The sequence below is a fragment of the Pseudohaemophilus paraphrohaemolyticus genome (assembly GCF_003253115.1).
Lineage (GTDB): Bacteria > Pseudomonadota > Gammaproteobacteria > Enterobacterales > Pasteurellaceae > Haemophilus_A > Haemophilus_A paraphrohaemolyticus_A.
In genome coordinates this window covers 20843-42518 of sequence record NZ_QEQF01000006.1, presented here as the reverse complement: position 1 = coordinate 42518, position 21676 = coordinate 20843, and the positions used below count along the sequence as shown (strand labels likewise).

Genomic DNA, 21676 nt, shown 5'->3' with positions numbered 1-21676 from the left:
TTATGAATTATGGAGAAATTAAATAATATCCAACAATTCTACTTCAAATACTAATGTTGCAAATGGAGGAATTGATGCACCCGCACCGCGTTCGCCGTAAGCTAATTCGTGCGGGATGGTTAAACGCCATTTTGAGCCAACTGGCATCATTTGTAATGCTTCAGTCCAACCTTTGATAACGCCATTTACTGGGAATTCAGCTGGTGTGCCACGTTTTACTGAACTGTCGAAAACCGTACCATCAATTAAAGAACCTGTGTAGTGAACACGAACGGTGCTGTCTGCTTTTGGTGTTTCGCCAGTGCCTTCGCTTAATACTTCGTATTGTAAACCGCTTTCAGTTGTTTTCACGCTTGCTGCTTTTTTGTTTTCTTCTAAGAATGCTTTGTTCTCTTCATCTAACGCTTTGAATGCTGCCATTTGGGCTTCTTCTGCACGTTGGCTTAATGTTTGAAGTGCTTGTGTCACTTCGTTTAAATCTAATGCTGGTGGGTTTTGGTTTAACACATCATAGATACCTCGTGCGACCGTTTCTGCATCCACATCCATTCCGCTACCTAAAAGTTGCTGACCAATTTGTAAACCAATACCGTAGCCACCTTTTGCTTCTACGCTGTCGAATTTCACTGAGTTGAAATCTAATGCCATTTTTTGTTCCTTCTATTTAATTTAAGATTTGTCAGTTATGGGGCTGAATTTGGTGAATACAAGGCAAAGCAAGAAAAAAGCGGTTTAATTTCAAAATAAATTTACAAATTTTACTAAATGTGTAAAGTGTTACTCTTTACTTTTATTTTAAAGAGATTAAAATAGCAGCCAATTTAATCAATACGATTTTATGAAAAGGAGTTTTTATGCTCAAAATGAATGATTTGGTGAAGTTCAGCCAAACGCCGAAATCCACCATTCTTTATTATGTTAAAGAGGGGTTGTTGCCTGAACCTGTAAAAGATAAGCCGAACTTTCATCTTTATGATGAACGATGTGTGTCATTGTTGGCATTTATCAAATATCTGCAAACTAACTTTAATGCTTCTATTTCACAAATCAAAGATTTGTTTGCCCATTCTGAATTTGATTGGCAAAACCCTTATGAGAGCTTGATTTCATTGATTGGCATTATTATGGGTGCAGAAAACGAAACCTTCTCGCCTGAATCACTTTGCCAAGAGTTTGAGATTTCTGAACAGGCTTTAAACCAAATGGTAGATGAAGGCTTGTTAAACCCTCGTAATGGTATTTTTACGGGCAAAGAGCGAGAAATTTTAGCGATTATTTGCCGTTGTAATGAAGCGGAACGTGCGATGTTAAATAGCTACCTGCAAGCAGCAAAAACATTAGCTCTGCAAGAAGTTGATCTCACACTTTCTGCCATTAAAGAAAATGAGCAAAAAGATGAAAGATTAAAACACCTTTTTGATTTATTGCTGGTGGTAAAACCTTACCTTCTTAATATGAAAACCTTAGCGGTTTATCAACAGGAGATTCAATTATGAAACTCTTAAAACACGCCGGCTTTTTGCCCTATTTAGCCATTGCCTTTTTAAATGCAAGTGTTGATCTTGCCCATAAAATCACTATCCAAAATGTGCTACTCAAAAGTTTTGAGGGTAACACTTTGGTGGTGTTAACCGCACTAATCAACGCAATGATTTTATTGCCGTTTATCTTCCTTTTCTCTCCATCTGCCTTTATTAACGATAAATTCTGCCGAACTAAAGTGATTCGTTGGAGTAGCCTTGCAGCCGTTGGTATTAGCGGGGCTATTTTAGTGAGTTATCTTATCGGGCAGTTTTATCTTGCTTTTGCGTTAACCCTTGTGCTTGCAGCACAAAGTGCGGTTTATTCGCCTGCAAAATACAGCATTATTAAATCGATTGTAGGCACGGAAAACATTGGTTTTGCAAATGGGGTTATTCAAGCGTTGACCATTGTGGCAATTTTGTTTAGCTCTTTTGCATTCTCGATTTTATTTGAAAGCCATTATGTTGCTTCAAGTGAGCCGAATACTGTGCTGCAAAGTGTGTGGTGGATTGGTGTTGCTTTAGTTGCATTTAGTGCATTAGAAGCATTCTTTGCTTTCAAAATTCCTTTCTTCAGCCAACAAGCGGTCGAAAATGAAGAAAAATTTGCAATGTCGAAATACCTTTCGCTAGGCTACTTACGCGATAATATCCGCACCTTGCGTTCAGATAAAAATATCTGGTTAAGTGTGATTGGGTTAAGCCTGTTCTGGGGCGTATCGCAAGTAATTGTGGCGGCTTTCCCGGCACACTATAAAGCGCAGTTTAACGCAGATAATGCGGTTATCATCCAAGCCATCCTTGCGGTAAGCGGTTTAGGTTTAATCGTGGGATCATACCTTGCGGGCAAAGCATCAAAATTACACATTGAACTTGGGATTGTACCCGTTGGAGCATTAGGGATTTTCATTTCGCTTTTTTGCTTAACGCTTGTGCAAAACAACGCAATGTTAATGCTTTGCTCTTTTGGATTTGGTTTCTTCGGTGGATTATTTATCGTGCCGTTAAATGCAACCATCCAATATTTTGCCCCTGAAAAAATCAGCGGCAAAATTATGGCGGGCAACAACTTTGTGCAAAATGTCTTTATGGTTGGCTTCTTGCTGCTTAGCATTCTATTTGTAAAGTTTAGCGTTTCAACCACAGGTTTATTCTTAACCGTATCAGTGGTTTGCTTGCTAGGCAGTTTTTATGCAATGTGGCAACTTCCGCACTTATTCACCCGCTTGTTGTTATTACCATTGTTGAAAACAAACTACCGTTTCCACGTGGAAGGGTTGAAAAACTTACCGCAAAGTGGTGGCGTGTTGTTGCTAGGAAACCATATCAGCTGGATCGACTGGCTCGTGTTACAAGCCGCAAGCCCACGTGCAATTAAATTTGTGATGTTCCGTCCGATTTACAACAAATGGTATCTCACTTGGTTCTTACGCATTTTTAAAGTCATTCCAATTGGGGCTGGCTCAAGCCGTGAGTCAATTGAAACTATTCGTAAATATCTTCAAAACGGTGAAGTAGTAGCGTTGTTCCCTGAAGGTCATATTAGCTATAACGGTCAAATCAATGAGTTCAAAAAAGGTTTTGAGCACGTGTTAAAAAATTTAGAAAATGTGACCACCGTGCCATTTTATTTACGTGGCTTATGGGGCAGTAGTTTCTCACGTGCGAATAGCTTCTATAAAAACTTAACCAAACGCCAAGGCAAACGTGAAATCTTGGTGGCATTCGGTAAGCCAATTCACGGCTTTATTGATGCAACTGCGATGAAACAAAAAGTGCTGGAGCTCTCTTATTCTGTGTGGGAAAAAGTGATGCAGAAACGCAAACCGCTTACGCATCACTGGCTTAATAACGCAAAAGCGAATTTGTTTAAAGAGTGCGTGGTGGATAGTCAAGGTATTAAACTCAACAACTTGAAATTCATTACCGCAGTGTTATTGATGAGTAAGGCGTTGAAAACACAACTTGGTGATGCGAAAAACGTGGGCGTGTTGTTACCAAGCTCCGCGATTGGAGCAATTGTGAATATGGCATTGATGATTATCGGCAAGGTGTCTGTAAACCTAAACTATACGCTAAGCCCTGAAGTGATGGCAAAAGCACTTGCCAAAGCTGAAATTGAGCATGTGATTTCAGCCGAGAAATTCCTCAACAAACTAAATGCAAAAGGCTCCTGTTTCGATGAAGTGTTGGCAGGCAAGTTATTACAAGCGGACGAAATTGCAAAACAATTTACCAAAGGTGAAAAAATGAAAGCGATGCTCACGGCATTACTTGCGCCAGCGTGGTGGATTAAATTGATGTACTTTGCAGAAATTCGATTAAGTGATACCGCAGTAATCTTATTTAGTAGTGGCAGTGAAGGCGACCCGAAAGGCATTGAAATTAGCCATAAAAATTTACTCACCAACATCAAACAAGTAAGTGAATTGCTCAATTTCCACAAAGAGGATGTGATTTTAAATTCATTGCCAATTTTCCACTCTTTCGGCTTAACGGTTACAACCTTATTGCCACTTTGCGAAGGGATTAAAATGGTAAGCGTTGCTGACCCGACCGATGGGGCAGAAGTGGGTAAAATGTGTGCAAGACATAACGTCAGCATCCTGTTTGGCACATCAACTTTCTTCCGCTTATATACGCGTAACAAAAAACTTCATCCGTTGATGTTGCAAAGTGTGCGAATGGTGATTGCAGGAGCGGAAAAACTCAAACCAGATGTGAAAGAAGCATTCCGCTTGAAATTTGGTTTAGAGATCTACGAAGGGTATGGTGCAACCGAAACCACCCCAGTGGCAAGCGTGAATATGCCAAATATTCTTGACCCAGATACGTTAAAAGAGTTTAGCTTCAATAAGGTGGGCTCTGTGGGTATGCCATTACCAGGTACGATCATAAAAATTGTCGATCTAAATACGCTGGAAGAATTGCCTGTGGGTGAAGATGGCTTAATTCTGATTGGTGGCGGTCAGGTAATGAAAGGTTACTTGAATGATCCAGAAAAAACGACAGAAGTGATTGCCGAGCTGGATGGCGTGCGTTACTACAAAACGGGCGATAAAGGGCATATTGATGAAAATGGCTTTGTGACCATTGTCGACCGCTATTCCCGCTTTGCCAAAATAGGTGGTGAAATGATTAGCCTTGGCTCGGTTGAAGAAAATATCGCTCAAGTGCTAAATGATGAAAATCAATTTGTCGCAGTTGAGGTGGAAGATGATAAAAAAGGCGAGAACATTGTCTTGTTGGTGAAATCGGCACTAAGTTTAGAGGAAATCAATGCGCGAATTAAATCACTCAACGTGCTACCAATTATGTTGCCAAGCCGAGTTCTGTTGGTTGATGAAATTCCATTGTTGGGATCTGGTAAAGTTGATTTCAAAGGGGCAAAAGCGTTGGCAGTAATGCTTACTAGATAATCAACCTATGAAAAAAGCGGTATAAATTTTGCAAAGCTTTGCAAAAAATGTACCGCTTGTGAGGTCTTTATCGTATTTGGAATAAGGTTAGAACGTTAAATATGGGCTGATTTTCTCAATGGTTGAATCACCAATGCCTGAGATTTTGCTTAATTCCGCAGCATTTTTGATTTTGCCTACTTTGTTACGATATTCAACAATTGCTTTGGCTTTTGCTTCACCAATACCGCTTAATTTTTGTAACGTTGCGGCATCTGCTTTGTTGATATTAATTTTTGCTGCTTTTTCTGCTTTTGCTACGGCATTTTTCGTTGCAGATTTAGCAGCATCTACTTTTTCTGTTGCTTCCGTTTTTACTGAATTTAACGTTTCACGTGCTGTTTTTGCATCATTTTTGACCGCTTTTACTTCCGATTTTGCTTTTTCTACAACCGCATTTTTCATTTTGCTCATATCGGTTGCTGCTGAAGTTTCAGTTTGGGTAACCGCTTTTTTCTCTGAAGAAAGTTCGTTGTTAATCGCTGTTTTTGCCTCTTGTTTAAAGGTGGCTAGTGGGTTTGCTGTTTCAGCAAAAGAAGAGGTTGCAGTCATTGCAACGGCAAAGGCTAATAGTGCTTTTAATGGTTTCATTTTTTGTCCTTAAATGGGGAAATGAGGGTTAATCATAATGAAAAAAACTGTACAATAAGACCTGTTTAGCTAAATGAAGTTCATTTAAAATTTTTAGTTGTGTGTTTTATAAGCAAGAGAAAACGATGAGAACCTTTGACCAGACCATTGAACAAAATATTTTACGCATTGTACAAGAAGAAGTTGTACCCGCATTGGGTTGTACTGAACCCATTTCTTTAGCGCTTGCCTCTGCAACCGCTTGCCATTATTTAGGCAAATTGCCTGAACGTATTGAGGCGAAAGTGTCCCCTAACTTAATGAAAAACGGAATGGGCGTTATGGTGCCCAATACGGGTATGGTGGGGCTCCCAATGGCGGCAGCAATAGGCGCCATTGGAGGCGATCATCAGGCAGGTTTAGAGGTATTAAAAGCGATCTCAGCAGAACAAGTTGCGCTGGCAAAAGCGATGCTCAACCAAAATCTGGTTAACGTTACTATTTCTAATACTGAACATATTTTATATTCTGAAGCAACGCTATTTGCAGCCAATGATAGCGTAACGGTTCGTATCGCCGCTCATCACACCAACGTTATTTATATTGAGAAAAACGGAGAAGTTCTGTTTTCCGTGCCTTGCTTAGTCGATAACGGTAATGCGCCTTCTGTGTTTTCAGAACTCACAGCCAAAGATATGTATGATTTCTCACTGTGGGTTGATTTAGAGAAAATTCGTTTTATCCAACGTGCTGCAGAACTGAATTCTGCCCTTTCGCAAGAAGGCTTGCGAGTCGATTACGGCTTACATATTGGACGAACCTTGCAAAAGCAAATTGGGAGAGGGTTGATTAGTGATGATTTGCTTAACCGCATTGTGATTGAAACCACTGCAGCGAGCGATGCTAGAATGGGCGGGGCAAATTTACCAGCGATGAGTAACTCAGGCTCAGGCAACCAAGGCATTACCGCCACGATGCCAGTGGTAGTGGTCGCTCGCCATATGAACGCCAGTGAAGAACAGCTCATTCGCGCCTTATTCCTTTCGCATTTAATGGCGATTTATATTCACAGTAAACTACCTAAACTCTCTGCATTGTGTGCGGTAACCACTGCAGCTATGGGCAGTTGTGCAGGTGTTGCATGGTTGCTGACCGAGAGTTTCGATGCGATTAGTATGGCTATCAGCAGTATGATCGGCGATATCAGCGGCATCATTTGCGATGGTGCAGCTAACAGCTGTGCGATGAAGGTTTCTACCAGTGTAACTTCTAGCTATAAATCGATTTTAATGGCATTAGATAATACGCAAGTCACAGGCAATGAAGGGATTGTCGAACACCAAATCGACCGTTCAATCAACAACCTCTGTGCGATTGCCAGCCGAAGTATGCAGTATACGGATAGACAAGTGATTGAAATAATGGTGAGTAAGCCGAAAAGCTAAAAATACAAGCGGTCAAATCGGTGCTCTTGCTGCCAAGAAGCACAACTGAATTGGTAAAGATTATCAAGAAATTGACCGTACTTATTTAGACAAAAATACCTAACGACATGAATTGTCGCTTCATCTTTTATCATTAAGCCATCAACAGAGAGGGCATTAAAATGAAGAAAATTGTTTATATTGATATGGATAATGTGATGGTTGATTTTCTGTCTGGTATTGCAAAATTAGATGAGAAAACGAAACTAGAGTATGAGGGGCGATATGATGAAGTCGAGGGCATTTTTAGCTTAATGGAACCCATGTCAAACGCGATTTCTGCTGTCCATAAATTGATGAAGAAATATCATATTTATGCACTTTCTACCGCTCCTTGGCATAATCCATCCGCTTGGAGCGATAAAGTAAAATGGATTCAACATTATTTCGGTGAAGAAAAAGGTTCAGCCTTATACAAACGATTGATTTTATCCCATCATAAAAATCTCAACCAAGGTGATTATTTAATTGATGATCGCACTAAAAATGGTGCTGACAAATTTCAAGGCGAACATGTTCATTTTGGTACAGAACAGTTTGCTAATTGGAATTGTGTATTATCTTACTTAGGCTGCGGACCTTTTACGCCAAGTGATATTTTGCAAGATTGCTTGAAAAAGCCAGCCGCTCTTGTGCAAGTTGAAAGTGAGGAGCAAAGCCGAGTCATTGGTGCTTTTGCAGATCGATATAAATGGCAAGTGTTTAATTTGGCATGTGTTTATGCGGATGAAACAGCAACCGAACAGAAAACGGTCTATTTAATTATCAGCCCTTATCTCAGTGATGAGTTTAAAATGCGTATTGAAGCTATGTGTGCTCATATTCAAGCAGAATATGACGTGTTATTACGCTCAAAATCACAGCTAAAACAATATTTCCAATGCCTTTCAGATAAGCCATTTTTGCACATTGAAAGCTATAGTTATCAACCCCTTTATAAAGCGGGGAATATATTTGGCATGATGGCGAGAGATAGACAGATTGATGAAATTTTAGAAGAAAAAAGAGCGTGAAAAATGACGGCGAAAAAGAAACCAATTTGCGTGGTATTAACGGGTGCTGGCATAAGTGCCGAAAGTGGTATTCCAACTTTTAGAGCGGAAGATGGCTTGTGGGCAGGGCATAAAGTAGAAGAAGTCTGCACGCCTGAAGCCTTAAAGAAAAACCGAGCAAAAGTATTGGCGTTTTATAATGAACGACGTCGTAATGCTCAAGCTGCAGAGCCTAATGCAGCACACTTGGCTTTAGTTGAATTGGAAACGTTTTATGAAGTTCATATAATCACTCAAAATGTGGATGATTTACATGAGCGAGCGGGAAGTACTAACGTACTCCATTTACATGGTGAACTGAACAAAGCTCGCAGTAGTTTTAATACCGATTACATTGTTCCATGTTTGGGTGATCAACTGTTAGAGGATAAGGATAATCACGGTCATCCAATGCGCCCACATATAGTCTTTTTTGGGGAAAATGTACCCATGTTTCCTAAAGCAGAAAAGTTAGTGAAAAAGGCAGATATTGTGATTGTTATTGGCACGTCATTACAGGTTTATCCAGCTAATGGATTGGTAAATCTTGCTCCATATGGTTCACTTCTCTATTTGATCGATCCTAATCCTAATACAGGATTTGTTCGCAAGAAAGTGATTGCAATAAAAGAAAAAGCGGGTGAGGGTGTTCCGAAAGTAGTAGCTGAGTTATTGGAGAAAATTAAAAAACCATAGAAAAACAACCGCACTTTTTAAACAAATAGCGACTTTGGTCGCTATTTATCATTACTTATCTTACTTATGTTTAAGCATATGCATAATAAGCCTAATAAGCGTTTCTTTTTGTTTCGGATCAGATTCTGCAACTAATAAAGTGAGTGCTGCAAGCCCAGTATCATTGATAACCGGATGCCCATTATGATCAAACAAACGTCCATTTCTATGTAAGAAATCCACAAATAAAAATGCACCGCTACGTTTATTACCATCTGAAAAAGGATGATTCTTGACGACAAAATAAAGTAAATGCGCTGCTTTTGCTTCAATGCTTGGATAAGCAGGTTCACCAAATACACTTTGATCTAAATTGCCTAAAATCGCAGATAAGCCGTTATCTCGTTCACGTCCAAATAGATCACTTGCTTCACCTTTTGCCATCAGCTGTGATTTTAACTCTGCTAGTGCAGAACAAGCCTCAGTATAAGTCGGTAATGTACCGCCTTGCTGTGTTTGTGGTTCGGCAAGTAAACCTTCATCATATTGTTGTAGCCATAAAAACGTATGCGTATAACGGCTGACAATATCCACTAATCCACGACCACTTTCTAGTGTTAATTCCGCTGAATTTGCCGTTTTTTGAATAAGCGCAAGTGCTTGTTCTAATCCGTGAGCATTTTGCTGTAAACGTTTTTGGTTAATGGCATAGCCTTGAGTCAGATATTTTTTTAAACGTGCAGTTGCCCAAATTCTAAATTTAGTACCTAAAATAGAATTAACTCTATAACCGACAGATATAATTACATCAAGATTATAGTATTCGATTGTTCGATTAATTTGTCTTTTGCCTTCAATTTGAACTGTTGCATTTTTTGCAACAGTTGCTTCTCTATTTAACTCACCATCAGTATAGATATTGCGTAAGTGACGTGAAATAACTGACTTATCTCGCCCAAATAAATCAGCCATTTGCTGTAAACTTAGCCAAACGGTGTCATTTTCAAATCTTACTTCTACTTGCGTTGTGCCATCTTGAGCTTGGTAAATTTCAATCGGGTTTTGGTTATTCATATTATTTTCCTTAATAAGTTATATATAAACAGATAAATATGAATATTGCAATACAGATAACCTTATTTGCAAAAAATCTTCTAAAAATAACCGCTTTCAACATTCGCAAACGACACAAGTTGTCGCTTCCTTTCATATAATCTCTCCATAAAGAGAAATTCTTTACTTCTTACATATTTATAAAGCCTTTAATTAAGAAAAAGGAGCAAATAATGGCAATGAAAGTAATTATGGCAAGAGATCCACTTTTTGAGGATGTAAAAAAATTTGTGCAACAACAAAAAGTTGCATCTTGCTCGATGATTCAACGTAGATTTATGTTAGGTTTTAATCGAGCTGGGCAAATTTTAGAACAGTTGGAACAAGCGGGTATTATTTCATCAATGAAAAATGGACAGAGAAAAGTATTATGAAAAATGATTTGAATTATGCAGTGGAGCTTATCCGCAAAGCGGATGGCATTTTAATTACAGCTGGTGCGGGTATGAGCGTAGATTCTGGGCTTCCCGATTTCCGCAGTGTTGGCGGATTTTGGAATGCTTATCCTATGTTTAAAGAACATAATATATCTTTTGAAGACATCGCGACACCACTAGCTTATAAGCATAATCAGGAACTTGCCTATTGGTTTTATGGACATCGATTAGTTCAATACCGAAATACTATTCCTCACGAAGGGTATCAGATTTTAAAACGCTGGGCAGGAGATAAATCTCATGGATATTTTGTTTTTACCAGTAATGTTGATGGGCATTTTCAAAAGGCTGGTTTTGATGATAGCCATGTTTATGAAGTACACGGTACTTTGGAGCGTCTTCAGTGTATCAATAATTGTCGAGGATTAAGTTGGTCTGCATCAAGTTTTCAACCTGTAGTGGATAATGAAAACTTATGTTTAACCAGTGAAAAACCACATTGTCCTTATTGTGGGGGCTTTGCTCGTCAAAATGTATTAATGTTTAATGATTGGAGTTATGCAAGCCAATATCAGGATTTTAAAAAAGTGCGGTTAGAATCGTGGTTAAAAGAAGTGCAAAATCTCGTCGTCATCGAACTGGGAGCCGGGAAAGCCATTCCAACTGTGCGTCGATTTTCTGAACGTACGGCGAAAGCAAAAAAAGGTGGATTTATTCGTATTAACCCACAAGATGCAGGCGTGCCGAAAATGCACTTTTTAAGTCTCGAAATGAAAGCGTTAGATGCGTTAAAAGCGATTGATAGCCTTCTAAATACTTCTCAACAAGCGGTTGAATAATGGAAAATTTTTGCGAAATTACCTTCTGCCAACAAATTGGCAGCAACAAGCGACACAACCAAGATGCCCTTTTTAATGGCGAGGCGGTGTTTCAATATAAACTCAAAACGGCTGAAAAACGCCTTGAAAACCGACCTCACTTTATTGTGGGCGTGGCAGACGGTATTTCCAATAGCAATCGTTCGGAAAAAGCGAGCAAATTGGCAATGCAATTATTAAGCAAAATGGAAAGCATAAATCGTCAAACGATCTACGATTTACAATCCAGTTTATCAGCAGAATTGGCAGAGGATTATTTTGGTTCGGCGACCACGTTTGTGGCTGCTGAGATTGACCAAATAACCTGTAAAGCCAAAATTCTCAGCGTAGGGGATAGCCGAGCTTATTTAATTGATGCCCAAGGTAAATGGCAGCAAATTACCCAAGATCATTCTATTCTTTCTGAATTATTGGCTGATTTCCCCGATAAAAAAGAAGAAGATTTTGCCACGATTTATGGTGGTGTTTCTTCTTGTTTAGTCGCCGATTATTCCGAATTTCAAGATAAAATTTTTTATCAAGAAATTGAAATTCAACAAGGGGAAAGTTTATTACTGTGTTCTGATGGATTAACAGATGGACTTTCTGCTGAAGTAAGAGAAAAAATTTGGAAACAATATGATAATGATAAATCAAGATTGACGGTGTGTCGTAAATTAGTTGCAAAAAAAGAGGTTTATGATGATTTGTCGGTGATGATTTGTAGAGTATAATTATTAATCAAAATAAGTTAATTAATGGAGTATGTTATGGAATATCTTATTGATGTTTATCTTACTGATGCAGAAAATAATTATCGTTATGCGTTAGGTTCTCAGTCAGAAAAAACACTTTTTGTAATTGGGTTAAATCCAAGTACTGCATGTGATAAAACACCTGATAATACAATTAGAAAGGTAATGGGATTAGCTGAGTATAACGGCTACACTAGCTTTATTATGCTAAATTTATATCCTAAACGAGATACGTATCCAGATGATTTACCTGATGAGGCTGATAAAAAAATACTGGAGGAAAATCTTTCTATTATTTATGAGTTAATAAAAAAAGAAAAGAAGGCTAATATCTTATTGGCATGGGGAAATAATATTTTTTCTCGTGCTTATTTACTAGACAGTATTAAAATGATTTATAAAAAACTGGAGAGTTGTAATCCTAATTGGTTTCAAGTGGGGACATTAACTAAAAGAGGTCAGCCTAGACATCCATTATATGTCTCATATCAAGCATTTACACCAATAGATATGGATGATTATCTAAAAACGTTATAGATGTCTTCTTTGATTATTATTGAAGAATAAGACAATGAAGGCAAAGTTAAAACGTTACATTTAATCTAGACGACACAATCTGTCGCTCTACTTCTTAAACTATGCTCAAGCCTATTAGGTTTGAGCATTTTTTATTGGAGTGATGATTATATCTAAATTCAAACTTAACCCCCCATCAGTTTCCCCGTATACCGAAAAAATTAATGTTGCAACTTTTATTGGAATATCGAGGATTTTCAGAGGTTTTTCGTGAGAATAATTGGCGATATGACAATATTGCGGAAGCCTTAGGTTTACCGAGTGAAATGGAGAATAGCGATGATTTTTGTGCGAAAGTAAAAAATTATTACAAGCGCGAAATAAAACGTTGCCCAAATTGACCGCTCTCTGCGTAAACGAGAATCCAATTATTCAACAAAATATTGATACGCTGACCCAATTATTATCATTGAATGCTGCTGAGCAGACGATTTTCCGTTTATCGGTTCAGCTGCGTTTAGATGAGCCGTTGAAAAAATTAAGTGGAGTATTATCAAATTTATTTAACGGACATTTGCTTTAAAAGATAACCATCTCGTTTTCTATTCTTTTTAAACGCTTCAGGTGAAAAATCTGTGGTTTCTGGGATTTTAATGCCTTTCTTTTTCATCTTTGGCTTCACTATTTTCGGGATTAGGCTAATTAAAAATAATTTCATATGAATTTCCAAAAAAGAAAAGCCACTATGGGCTTTATAACCCATAGTGGCTTTCCCTATATTATTAGAGAATAAACCGACTCAAATCCTCATTTTCCACCACGTCATTCAACGCTTCGGAAACATAATTTTCATCAATCACAATTTTCTCACCTGAGCGTTCATTTGCATCAAATGAAATACCGTCCATTAAGCGTTCTAATACCGTGTGTAAACGGCGGGCACCGATATTTTCGGTTTTTTCATTCACACGGAAAGCGGATTCAGCAATTTTGCTAATGCCATCTTGGGTAAATTCCACTTCTACCCCTTCGGTTTTCATTAGCTCGCGATATTGGAGAGTCAGTGAAGCATTTGGCTCAGTTAAAATGCGCTCAAAGTCATCTTTAGTAAGCGATTTGAGTTCTACACGAATTGGTAGACGACCTTGTAATTCTGGCAATAAATCTGATGGGCGAGCCACTTGGAATGCGCCTGAGCAGATAAAGAGAATATGGTCGGTTTTCACCATGCCGTGCTTGGTATTTACTGTTGAGCCTTCGATAATTGGCAGTAAATCGCGTTGAACCCCTTCACGAGAGACATCACCACCTGAATGTTCGCCTTTTTTACAGATTTTATCGATCTCATCAATAAATACGATACCATGTTGCTCAACTGCTTCAATCGCTTGTTGTTTCAACTCTTCAGGATTAACTAATTTTGCCGCTTCTTCATCTAACATCACTTTTAACGCATCTTTAATTTTCATTTTGCGTTTTTTTGTTTTGTTTGGCGACATCCCTTCAAATAGAGATTGCAGCTGAGAAGTCATATCTTCCATGCCCGGCGGCGTCATGATTTCTACGCTCACTTGGGCCGCTACATCAATTTCGATCTCTTTATCATCAAGCTGACCTTCACGTAATTTTTTACGGAAAATTTGGCGAGTTGAAGTGTTATCAGATTCTTGCACGTTACCCCACTGATCTTTCGCTGGCGGTAACAGCACGTCTAAAATGCGATCTTCTGCCGCATCTTGCGCACGCATACGGTTTTTCTCTACTGCTTGCGATTTCACTAATTTGACCGCCACATCAGTTAAGTCTTTAATAATCGACTCCACTTCTTTACCCACATAGCCAACTTCTGTGAATTTTGTGGCTTCAACTTTGATAAATGGGGCATTGGCTAATTTTGCTAAACGGCGAGCAATTTCGGTTTTACCCACGCCAGTTGGGCCAATCATTAAAATATTTTTGGGGGTCACTTCTTGGCGAAGCTCTTCTGGCAACTGCATACGGCGCCAGCGATTACGCAATGCGATTGCCACTGCACGTTTAGCTTCTGTTTGTCCGATGATATGTGCGTCTAATTCAGAGACGATTTCACGAGGGGTCATTGACATAATTTATTCCTTGAAAAACGCCCCTATTTACTTATGAGGGGCTGGGGAAGATTTGTTACAAGCGGTGATTTTTTCGCTAATATTTGTAAAGGGAAGATCGTTTCAAATCTCCTCTAACCCCTCTTTTCTAAAGAGGGGGACTTTTTTACACTTCTTCGATAACGTGATTGTGATTTGAGTAAATATCAATATCGCCCGCAATTTTCAGTGCTTCTGCCACAATTTCTTTCGCAGTCAGATTATTTTCTGTTCTTAATAAGGCTAATGCTGCCGATTTGGCATAGTTACCGCCAGAACCGATAGCTAATACATCAAATTCTGGCTCAATCACATCACCAGAGCCTGACACGAGCAAAAATTCACTTTCATTTGCCACAATCATCATCGCTTCTAATTTGCGAAGAGAACGTTCAGTGCGCCACTCTTTTGCCAATTCAACGGCAGATTTCACTAAATGCCCTTGGTGCAGTTCTAATTTTTTCTCAAACAAATCACGCAAAATAAATGCATCAGCGGTTGAACCTGCAAAGCCCGTGACGACTTTATCTTTGTATAAACGGCGAACTTTACGTACAGTGCCTTTTTCTACACAGTTGCCTAATGTTGCCTGACCATCACCACCGATCGCCACTTTGCCATCTTTACGAACACATACAATCGTTGTCATTGTTGATCCTTTATTTTTAGTAAAAAACTGCCAATTAGATTGGGGAGGATTGCTCGCTTTTCAATAGCAAGCGGTGAGATTTTCATGGCGTTTTGCGGAAAACTTGCGACTTAGTCAATTTCTTCTATCTCATAAAACTCCAACGGCAATCCATCGGGATCTCTGAAAAACGTAAAGCGTTTGCCTGTAAGCTCATCGACTCGAATTGGTTCACATTCAGTTGCAAAACTTGCCAAGAATGCAACCGCTTGTTCTACGTTTTTTACCCGAAATGCCAAGTGGCGTAAGCCACAGGCTTCAGGCGTGGTAGGGCGAGCGGGTGGATTGGGAAAGCTGAACAGCTCAATCTGCGACCCATCGGCAAATTTTAAATCGAGTTTGTAGCTTTGGCGTTCAGCTCGGTAGGTTTCTTCAATGATTTCTGCTCCTAAAATTTCCGTGTAAAAATGTTTAGATTTTGCGTAATCGCTGGCAATGATGGCAACATGGTGGAAGCCTAAAATCGGTGTTGTCATTTGTAAACCTTTTGAGAAATTTAACCGCTTGCAGTATCATCTTTCCCTTTCTATTTTTCAAGTTCCTATTTTCATGAATAATTCATCAAATTCCGCTTTTACTGCTCAATCGAACCCTAATGCTCCTTTTGCCCGCAAGGTGTTAGCGTGGTTTGCGGTGTATGGGCGAAAACATCTGCCGTGGCAGCAAAATAAGACACTTTATAAGGTTTGGCTGTCGGAAGTGATGTTGCAACAAACTCAGGTAGCAACCGTCATTCCTTATTTTGAGCGGTTTGTTGAGCGTTTCCCTACGGTGGTGGATTTGGCTAATGCCCATATTGATGAGGTGTTACATCTCTGGACAGGTTTGGGCTATTACGCTCGGGCACGTAATTTACACAAGGCAGCACAAACGATTCGCGATCAATTCGGGGGTGAATTTCCTACCCAATTTGAAGATGTATTGGCGTTGTCTGGCGTAGGCAGAAGCACGGCGGGGGCAGTGCTTTCTTCAGTATTAAATGCACCTTATCCGATTTTGGATGGCAATGTGAAACGGGTATTATCGCGTTATTTCGCAGTTGAAGGCTGGAGCGGTGAAAAGACAGTGGAAAATCAGCTTTGGCATTTAACTGCTCAAGTTACACCGACCGAGCAAGTGACAGATTTTAATCAGGCAATGATGGATTTAGGGGCGATGATTTGCACCCGAACCAAACCAAAATGTTCACTTTGTCCGTTGGCAGAGGCTTGCCAAGCGAATCAGTTGGCGGCGTGGGATAAATTTCCTGCGAAAAAACCGAAGAAAATTTTGCCCGAACGACAGGCGTATTTTCTGGTCTTAAAGCAAAGCACTCGTATTTTGTTGGAACAGAGGGAGGCGAAAGGTTTGTGGGGCGGGTTGTATGTTTTCCCGCAGTTTGAGGATGAGGCAAGTTTCAAGCGGTTTATTTCTGATAAAAATCTGCAAATTAGCCGCCATTTACACGCGTTTCGCCACACGTTTAGTCATTTTCACTTAGATATCACTCCTGTTTTAGTAGAACTAGATGTGCCAAAAAATAGAGAAAATCAGCCGCTTGGTGTTGCAGAAAATGAGGGAAATTCCCGCTATTTTGTATCTTCAAAGGCGAATTATTGGTATGATCTGGTTCAACCGAATGAAATAGGCTTAGCAACGCCCGTGAAGCGGATTTTAGATGAATTATCTCAAGAGAATAAGGATTGATTATGGCACGCACAGTATTTTGTGAATATTTAAAACAAGAAGCAGAAGGATTAGATTTTCAACTTTACCCTGGCGAGTTAGGTAAACGTATTTTTGATTCAATTAGCAAGCAAGCGTGGAGCGAGTGGATCAAAAAACAGACGATGTTAGTGAATGAAAAAAAATTGAGTATGATGAATCCTGAGCATCGTAAATTGCTTGAAACCGAGATGGTAAACTTCTTGTTTGAAGGCAAAGAAGTGGTCATCGACGGTTACAAACCAGTTGAATAAGGCAATTGAGATGAAAAAATATACGAAATATTTGCCGTTGCTGGCGTTGATTCCATTTTTGATTTCGTGTGGAAGTAGCCCGAAAAAACAGACGAAACGACATGGTAGCAAATATCATAACTATGATTTTAAAGATACCAATGGTTTGGATATTTTAACGGGACAGTTTTCTCATAATATCGACGATATTTGGGGCAGCCAAGAATTGTTGGTGGCGACCAAAAAAGATTACGTAAAATATACGGACCAATATTACACCCGTAGCCATATTTCGTTTGAAGACGGGATAATTACGATTGAGACGTTGGCGGATCAGGCTCACTTGAAAAATGCGATTGTGCACACGCTATTGATGGGCGGAGACCCGAAAGGGATTGACCTTTTTGCCTCTGGTGATACGCCAATTAGTGCGAATCCGTTCCTTGCAGGTCAGGTAAAAGACCAATATGGGCGTTTTGTGACTAATGCGGTGATTGCTAATGATTTTGCTAATTATTTGGTGCAAAATGCTACAACACGTCGTTTGAAAAATGGGCGAAATGTGGCGGTAGTGCAAATTAAGATGGTGGAAGGGCATATTGAAATTCGTGCTCGTCAATATTTACCGCTTGTTCGCAAGATGGCAAAACGCTACGGTATTGAGCCAAGTTTGATTTTGGGGATTATGGAAGTGGAATCAGCATTTAACCCATATGCGGTGAGTTATGCGAATGCAATTGGTTTGATGCAGGTTGTGCCAAAAACGGCTGGGCGTGATATTTTTGCTCGCAAAGGATTTGATGGGCAGCCAGATCGTGCTTATTTATATAACCCAGAGCAAAATATTGATGCGGGCACGATGTACCTTACCATTTTGCATGATGAGTATTTGGACGGGATTACGAACTCGCTTTCAATGAGTTATGCGATGATTTCTGCCTATAACAGCGGAGCGGGCGCGGTATTAAAAGTGTTTGATTATGATAAATATGCAGCGATTGATCGCATTAACGAGCTTTCGCCAGATGCTGTTTATCGTATTTTAACCACTGCTCACCCATCAGCACAGGCAAGAAATTACTTGAAGAAAGTATCTAAAGCCCGTGAAAAATATCGTTCTGTTCGTTAATTTGATGCTAAAAAATACAATTAGCACAAAAAAAGATCGAATAAACGGAATTTTTAATTTTTTGTAAAAAAACGTTTGACGGTGTCTGAAAAAAACTGCATAATGCACCCCGTAAACGACGAGATGCCTCGATAGCTCAGTCGGTAGAGCAGGGGATTGAAAATCCCCGTGTCGGTGGTTCGATTCCGCCTCGAGGCACCATCTTTTCCTCCTTAGTTCAGTCGGTAGAACGGTGGACTGTTAATCCATATGTCGCAGGTTCGAGTCCCGCAGGAGGAGCCATATTAAGAAGCCCTGATGAGAAATCATCAGGGCTTTCACTTTTCTAGTATCCTACCATTTATATTTAACGTGAAATTCCCCAAGTGAGGGGATTTTTTGTATAATGCACCAATCTATTTTTTTCGTTTAATTCATATTTTGCAAAGAATTGACTCCCCTCTTTAGCAAAGAGGGGCAGGGGGAGATTTTGGCAGAAGATAAAACGAAGCTCATACGAGAAATCAACATCGTAATCAAATCTCCTCTAACCCCTCTTTTCTAAAAAGGGGATTAGTTTGCAAACAAAAAATAAAAGAGAACAAAAATGTTTGAAAACCTGTCTGATAGACTTTCCAAAACGCTCAAAAACATTACTGGCAAAGGGCGTTTAACCGAAGATAACATCAAAGATACCCTCCGCGAAGTGCGTATGGCATTGCTTGAAGCCGATGTTGCTTTGCCTGTTGTACGTGAATTCATCAATAAAGTAAAAGAGCGTGCAATCGGTGAGGAAGTAAACAAAAGCCTCACGCCAGGGCAAGAGTTCCTTAAAATCGTGCGTGCTGAGCTTGAGCAAGCAATGGGCGAAGCAAATGAAGGGCTGAATCTTGCCACTCAACCGCCAGCGGTCATCTTAATGGCAGGTTTGCAAGGTGCGGGTAAAACCACCTCGGTAGGCAAATTAGCAAAATTCCTTAAAGAGCGTGAGAAGAAAAAAGTGCTCGTGGTTTCTGCCGACGTTTACCGCCCTGCGGCGATCAAACAGCTTCAAACTTTGGCGGAAGCGTTAAAAGTAGATTTCTTCCCAACTGAAACCACGCAAAAGCCTGTTGAAATTGCAGAAGCGGCATTAAAATACGCAAAACTGAATTTCTTTGATGTGTTGATTGTCGATACCGCAGGTCGCTTACACGTTGATGGCGAGATGATGGAAGAGATTAAGCAAATTCATGCAGCTCTCAACCCAATTGAAACGCTCTTCACTGTGGATGCGATGACAGGTCAAGATGCCGCAAATACCGCAAAAGCGTTCAACGAAGCATTGCCATTAACAGGCGTTATTTTAACCAAAGTGGATGGTGATGCTCGTGGTGGTGCGGCGTTATCGATTCGCCAAATTACAGGTAAACCGATCAAATTCTTAGGTGTGGGTGAGAAAACCGATGCCCTTGAGCCATTCCATCCAGATCGCGTAGCATCACGTATCTTAGGGATGGGTGATGTTCTCTCGTTAATCGAAGATTTACAACGCAGCGTAGACCAAGAAAAAGCGGAAAAAATCGCCCAAAAATTCAAAAAAGGCGATGAATTTACCCTTGATGACTTCCGCGATCAGCTTGTTGAAATGAAAAAAATGGGTGGAATGATGTCGATGCTGGAAAAATTACCTGGGGCGAAAAATTTGCCTGATCACGTAAAAAATCAAGTAGACGACAAAATGTTCATCAAAATGGAAGCGATCATCAATTCAATGACGCTGAAAGAGCGTGCAAATCCAGACATCATCAAAGGCTCTCGCCGTCGCCGTATTGCATTAGGTTCAGGTACGCAGGTGCAAGATGTGAACAAATTGCTCAAGCAGTTCGATGAAATGCAACGTATGATGAAAAAAATGCGTAAAGGCGGCATGGCGAAAATGATGCGTGGTATGAAAGGAATGATGGGCGGCGGCTTAGGCGGTCTAGGTGCACTTGGTGGAATGTTTAAGCGTTAATTTTTAGGGCATATTTATGAAAAAATTTCTTCTTCTTGCAATGTTAGCAAGTTTTTTAACCGCTTGCGGGGTAAAAGGTCCGCTTTATTTCCCTGAAAATGCACCTGCACAACAAGGCCAAAATCAATAACAAGCGGTCAATTTTCAACATTTTTTTACAAACACAACGGAATTCCAATGAACCATTTTGAATATAAAAACCAACAACTTTTCGCAGAAGATGTTGCTATTGCCGACATCATTAGCGAACATGGCACACCTGCTTATATCTATTCTCGTGCAACACTTGAACGCCACTGGCACGCTTTTGATAACGCTTTCGGCACACACCCGCACTTAATCTGCTTTGCAGTGAAATCGAACTCGAATATCGCTCTGTTAAACGTAATGGCAAAACTCGGTTCGGGCTTTGATATCGTGTCGCAAGGTGAATTAGAGCGCGTGTTGGCTGCGGGTGGCGAAGCCTCAAAAGTGGTTTTTTCGGGGGTGGCAAAATCGCACAGTGAAATTGAACGTGCATTGGAGGTGGGTATTCGTTGCTTCAACGTGGAGTCGATTCCTGAATTGCACCGCATTAATGAAGTGGCAGGCAAAATGGGCAGAATAGCACCGATTTCTCTGCGTGTTAATCCAGACGTGGACGCCAAAACCCACCCTTATATTTCCACAGGATTGAAAAAAAATAAATTCGGCGTGAGCGTTCAACAAGCACATGAAGTGTATCGTTTGGCGAAAACGTTGCCGAATGTGAAAATTACGGGAATGGACTGCCACATTGGCTCACAACTGACCGAATTACAGCCGTTCTTAGATGCGACCGACCGTTTAATCGTGTTGATCGAGCAGCTCAAAGAAGATGGCATCGAACTGCACCACTTAGACTTAGGCGGTGGCTTGGGCGTGCCTTACAACGGCGAAGAACCGCCGCATCCAACGGAATACACGGAGGCTTTGTTGGCGAAATTGAAAAATTACCCGAACTTGGAAATCATTTTAGAACCAGGGCGTGCGATCAGTGCGAACGCGGGGATTTTAGTGACCAAAGTGGAATATCTGAAATCAAATGAAGACCGTAATTTTGCGATTGTGGATACGGGTATGAACGATATGATCCGCCCAGCCCTTTACGAAGCCTATATGCAAATTACCGAAGTAAATCAATCGCTTGATCGCGAAAAAGCAACTTATGATGTGGTGGGACCTATCTGTGAAACGTCAGATTTCTTAGGCAAAGGCAGAGAATTAGCGATTGCCGAAGGCGATCTCATCGCTATGCGTTCGGCAGGTGCATATGGGGCAACCATGTCTTCCACCTACAATTCTCGCCCACAAGCGGTCGAAATTTTGGTGGACGGTGCAAAAGCCTATTTGATTAAAGCCAGAGCCGACTTTGCGGACTTGTGGCGATTGGAGAAACTCATCTAACTACCCTATCAAGCTCCGAGGGTAACAAGTTACCCTCGGT

General features: G+C 40.2%; 22 protein-coding genes, 2 tRNA genes and 1 pseudogene. 18 read left to right on the top strand and 7 right to left on the bottom strand.

What is annotated here, in order from left to right:
- Positions 1-18: 18 nt before the first annotated feature.
- Positions 19-648, bottom strand: a complete 630-nt coding sequence (locus DPV92_RS06675; RefSeq protein ID WP_111354206.1) for an FKBP-type peptidyl-prolyl cis-trans isomerase — start codon at positions 646-648, stop codon at positions 19-21.
- A 206-nt stretch (positions 649-854) separates the two neighbouring features.
- On the opposite strand from DPV92_RS06675, the gene DPV92_RS06670 reads away from it, so the two are divergent.
- Together DPV92_RS06670 and DPV92_RS06665 are read left to right on the top strand one after the other, a co-directional pair.
- Positions 855-1496 carry a MerR family transcriptional regulator gene (locus DPV92_RS06670; protein ID WP_111354205.1) on the top strand — a complete coding sequence of 214 codons (642 nt, stop codon included), beginning with the start codon at positions 855-857 and terminating at the stop codon, positions 1494-1496.
- Positions 1493-4942, top strand: coding sequence for an acyl-[ACP]--phospholipid O-acyltransferase (locus DPV92_RS06665; RefSeq protein ID WP_111354204.1), 3450 nt, complete (start codon positions 1493-1495; stop codon positions 4940-4942). The genes DPV92_RS06670 and DPV92_RS06665 overlap by 4 nt, the downstream gene beginning before the upstream one ends.
- An 87-nt stretch (positions 4943-5029) precedes the next feature.
- On the opposite strand, the gene DPV92_RS06660 is transcribed toward DPV92_RS06665, so the two are convergent.
- Positions 5030-5572, bottom strand: a complete 543-nt coding sequence (locus tag DPV92_RS06660; RefSeq protein ID WP_111354203.1) for a ComEA family DNA-binding protein — start codon at positions 5570-5572, stop codon at positions 5030-5032.
- 125 nt (positions 5573-5697) lie between these two features.
- Here DPV92_RS06660 and DPV92_RS06655 point away from each other — a divergent pair, with 125 nt between their 5' ends.
- The 3 genes from DPV92_RS06655 to DPV92_RS06645 all read left to right on the top strand — a co-directional run bounded on the left by DPV92_RS06655 (position 5698) and on the right by DPV92_RS06645 (position 8762).
- The gene (locus DPV92_RS06655; RefSeq protein ID WP_111354202.1) at positions 5698-6996 is read left to right on the top strand and encodes an L-cysteine desulfidase family protein; all 1299 of its coding nucleotides are present in this window, start codon (positions 5698-5700) and stop codon (positions 6994-6996) included.
- Positions 6997-7157: 161 nt separating this feature from the next.
- Positions 7158-8048, top strand: a complete 891-nt coding sequence (locus DPV92_RS06650) for a 5' nucleotidase, NT5C type (RefSeq protein WP_111354201.1) — start codon at positions 7158-7160, stop codon at positions 8046-8048.
- A 3-nt stretch (positions 8049-8051) separates the two neighbouring features.
- Positions 8052-8762 carry an SIR2 family NAD-dependent protein deacylase gene (locus DPV92_RS06645; RefSeq protein ID WP_111354200.1) on the top strand — a complete coding sequence of 237 codons (711 nt, stop codon included), beginning with the start codon at positions 8052-8054 and terminating at the stop codon, positions 8760-8762.
- A 60-nt stretch (positions 8763-8822) separates the two neighbouring features.
- Here the strand turns inward: DPV92_RS06645 and rhuM are convergent, their stop codons facing one another.
- Positions 8823-9815 (bottom strand): RhuM family protein, encoded by a 993-nt coding sequence (gene rhuM / locus DPV92_RS06640; RefSeq protein ID WP_111354199.1) that lies wholly within the window; start codon positions 9813-9815, stop codon positions 8823-8825.
- Between the two features lie 212 nt (positions 9816-10027).
- On the opposite strand from rhuM, the gene DPV92_RS06635 reads away from it, so the two are divergent.
- The 5 genes from DPV92_RS06635 (at position 10028) to DPV92_RS09935 (ending at position 12942) form a co-directional block, all read left to right on the top strand.
- Positions 10028-10228 (top strand): DNA translocase FtsK, encoded by a 201-nt coding sequence (locus tag DPV92_RS06635; protein ID WP_005637831.1) that lies wholly within the window; start codon positions 10028-10030, stop codon positions 10226-10228.
- Positions 10225-11070 carry an SIR2 family NAD-dependent protein deacylase gene (locus tag DPV92_RS06630; RefSeq protein ID WP_111354198.1) on the top strand — a complete coding sequence of 282 codons (846 nt, stop codon included), beginning with the start codon at positions 10225-10227 and terminating at the stop codon, positions 11068-11070. Before DPV92_RS06635 ends, DPV92_RS06630 begins: the two co-directional genes overlap by 4 nt.
- Positions 11070-11822, top strand: a complete 753-nt coding sequence (locus tag DPV92_RS06625) for a PP2C family protein-serine/threonine phosphatase (protein ID WP_111354197.1) — start codon at positions 11070-11072, stop codon at positions 11820-11822. The genes DPV92_RS06630 and DPV92_RS06625 overlap by 1 nt, the downstream gene beginning before the upstream one ends.
- 36 nt (positions 11823-11858) lie before the next feature.
- Positions 11859-12380, top strand: coding sequence for a DUF1643 domain-containing protein (locus DPV92_RS06620; protein ID WP_111354196.1), 522 nt, complete (start codon positions 11859-11861; stop codon positions 12378-12380).
- Positions 12381-12705: 325 nt separating this feature from the next.
- The gene (locus DPV92_RS09935; protein WP_225791971.1) at positions 12706-12942 is read left to right on the top strand and encodes a hypothetical protein; all 237 of its coding nucleotides are present in this window, start codon (positions 12706-12708) and stop codon (positions 12940-12942) included.
- Between the two features lie 24 nt (positions 12943-12966).
- On the opposite strand, the pseudogene DPV92_RS09930 reads toward DPV92_RS09935, so the two are convergent.
- The 4 genes and pseudogenes from DPV92_RS09930 to gloA2 form a co-directional block, all read right to left on the bottom strand.
- Positions 12967-13050, bottom strand: a pseudogene (locus DPV92_RS09930) (transposase); the annotation flags it as partial.
- Between the two features lie 91 nt (positions 13051-13141).
- Complete coding sequence (gene hslU / locus DPV92_RS06605; RefSeq protein ID WP_192574187.1) at positions 13142-14467, bottom strand: HslU--HslV peptidase ATPase subunit; 1326 nt, start codon at positions 14465-14467, stop codon at positions 13142-13144.
- 142 nt (positions 14468-14609) lie between these two features.
- Complete coding sequence (gene hslV / locus DPV92_RS06600) at positions 14610-15131, bottom strand: ATP-dependent protease subunit HslV (protein ID WP_005708936.1); 522 nt, start codon at positions 15129-15131, stop codon at positions 14610-14612.
- 110 nt (positions 15132-15241) lie between these two features.
- Positions 15242-15646: an SMU1112c/YaeR family gloxylase I-like metalloprotein gene (gene gloA2 / locus DPV92_RS06595; protein WP_111354193.1), complete on the bottom strand. Its 405-nt coding sequence runs from the start codon at positions 15644-15646 to the stop codon at positions 15242-15244.
- Positions 15647-15719: 73 nt separating this feature from the next.
- Here gloA2 and mutY point away from each other — a divergent pair, with 73 nt between their 5' ends.
- From mutY to lysA, 8 genes are all read left to right on the top strand, one after another.
- Entirely contained in the window at positions 15720-16856 is a 1137-nt protein-coding gene (mutY, locus tag DPV92_RS06590) for an A/G-specific adenine glycosylase (RefSeq protein WP_111354192.1), read from the top strand.
- 2 nt (positions 16857-16858) lie between these two features.
- Positions 16859-17128, top strand: a complete 270-nt coding sequence (locus tag DPV92_RS06585; RefSeq protein WP_005706474.1) for an oxidative damage protection protein — start codon at positions 16859-16861, stop codon at positions 17126-17128.
- Positions 17129-17138: 10 nt separating this feature from the next.
- Positions 17139-18236: a membrane-bound lytic murein transglycosylase MltC gene (gene mltC / locus DPV92_RS06580; RefSeq protein WP_111354191.1), complete on the top strand. Its 1098-nt coding sequence runs from the start codon at positions 17139-17141 to the stop codon at positions 18234-18236.
- A gap of 125 nt (positions 18237-18361) precedes the next feature.
- Positions 18362-18437: transfer RNA gene (locus tag DPV92_RS06575), tRNA-Phe, on the top strand.
- 5 nt (positions 18438-18442) lie between these two features.
- Positions 18443-18518: transfer RNA gene (locus DPV92_RS06570), tRNA-Asn, on the top strand.
- A gap of 304 nt (positions 18519-18822) precedes the next feature.
- Positions 18823-20211, top strand: a complete 1389-nt coding sequence (ffh, locus tag DPV92_RS06565; RefSeq protein ID WP_111354190.1) for a signal recognition particle protein — start codon at positions 18823-18825, stop codon at positions 20209-20211.
- Between the two features lie 16 nt (positions 20212-20227).
- The gene (lptM, locus tag DPV92_RS06560; RefSeq protein WP_111354189.1) at positions 20228-20341 is read left to right on the top strand and encodes an LPS translocon maturation chaperone LptM; all 114 of its coding nucleotides are present in this window, start codon (positions 20228-20230) and stop codon (positions 20339-20341) included.
- Between the two features lie 47 nt (positions 20342-20388).
- The gene (gene lysA, locus DPV92_RS06555) at positions 20389-21636 is read left to right on the top strand and encodes a diaminopimelate decarboxylase (protein ID WP_111354188.1); all 1248 of its coding nucleotides are present in this window, start codon (positions 20389-20391) and stop codon (positions 21634-21636) included.
- Positions 21637-21676 lie beyond the last annotated feature (40 nt).

Excerpts from the sequence above, each read along its gene's own strand:
- DPV92_RS06645 (WP_111354200.1), top strand. The coding sequence starts at position 8,052 with ATGACGGCGAAAAAGAAACCAATTTGCGTGGTATTAACGGGTGCTGGC.
- DPV92_RS06585 (WP_005706474.1), top strand. The coding sequence starts at position 16,859 with ATGGCACGCACAGTATTTTGTGAATATTTAAAACAAGAAGCAGAAGGA.
- ffh (WP_111354190.1), top strand. The coding sequence starts at position 18,823 with ATGTTTGAAAACCTGTCTGATAGACTTTCCAAAACGCTCAAAAACATT.
- mltC (WP_111354191.1), top strand. The coding sequence starts at position 17,139 with ATGAAAAAATATACGAAATATTTGCCGTTGCTGGCGTTGATTCCATTT.
- mutY (WP_111354192.1), top strand. The coding sequence starts at position 15,720 with ATGAATAATTCATCAAATTCCGCTTTTACTGCTCAATCGAACCCTAAT.
- hslV (WP_005708936.1), bottom strand. The coding sequence starts at position 15,131 with ATGACAACGATTGTATGTGTTCGTAAAGATGGCAAAGTGGCGATCGGT.
- gloA2 (WP_111354193.1), bottom strand. The coding sequence starts at position 15,646 with ATGACAACACCGATTTTAGGCTTCCACCATGTTGCCATCATTGCCAGC.
- DPV92_RS06675 (WP_111354206.1), bottom strand. The coding sequence starts at position 648 with ATGGCATTAGATTTCAACTCAGTGAAATTCGACAGCGTAGAAGCAAAA.
- lysA (WP_111354188.1), top strand. The coding sequence starts at position 20,389 with ATGAACCATTTTGAATATAAAAACCAACAACTTTTCGCAGAAGATGTT.
- DPV92_RS06660 (WP_111354203.1), bottom strand. The coding sequence starts at position 5,572 with ATGAAACCATTAAAAGCACTATTAGCCTTTGCCGTTGCAATGACTGCA.
- DPV92_RS06665 (WP_111354204.1), top strand. The coding sequence starts at position 1,493 with ATGAAACTCTTAAAACACGCCGGCTTTTTGCCCTATTTAGCCATTGCC.
- DPV92_RS06650 (WP_111354201.1), top strand. The coding sequence starts at position 7,158 with ATGAAGAAAATTGTTTATATTGATATGGATAATGTGATGGTTGATTTT.
- DPV92_RS06620 (WP_111354196.1), top strand. The coding sequence starts at position 11,859 with ATGGAATATCTTATTGATGTTTATCTTACTGATGCAGAAAATAATTAT.
- DPV92_RS06630 (WP_111354198.1), top strand. The coding sequence starts at position 10,225 with ATGAAAAATGATTTGAATTATGCAGTGGAGCTTATCCGCAAAGCGGAT.
- DPV92_RS06670 (WP_111354205.1), top strand. The coding sequence starts at position 855 with ATGCTCAAAATGAATGATTTGGTGAAGTTCAGCCAAACGCCGAAATCC.
- lptM (WP_111354189.1), top strand. The coding sequence starts at position 20,228 with ATGAAAAAATTTCTTCTTCTTGCAATGTTAGCAAGTTTTTTAACCGCT.
- DPV92_RS06635 (WP_005637831.1), top strand. The coding sequence starts at position 10,028 with ATGGCAATGAAAGTAATTATGGCAAGAGATCCACTTTTTGAGGATGTA.
- DPV92_RS06655 (WP_111354202.1), top strand. The coding sequence starts at position 5,698 with ATGAGAACCTTTGACCAGACCATTGAACAAAATATTTTACGCATTGTA.
- rhuM (WP_111354199.1), bottom strand. The coding sequence starts at position 9,815 with ATGAATAACCAAAACCCGATTGAAATTTACCAAGCTCAAGATGGCACA.
- DPV92_RS06625 (WP_111354197.1), top strand. The coding sequence starts at position 11,070 with ATGGAAAATTTTTGCGAAATTACCTTCTGCCAACAAATTGGCAGCAAC.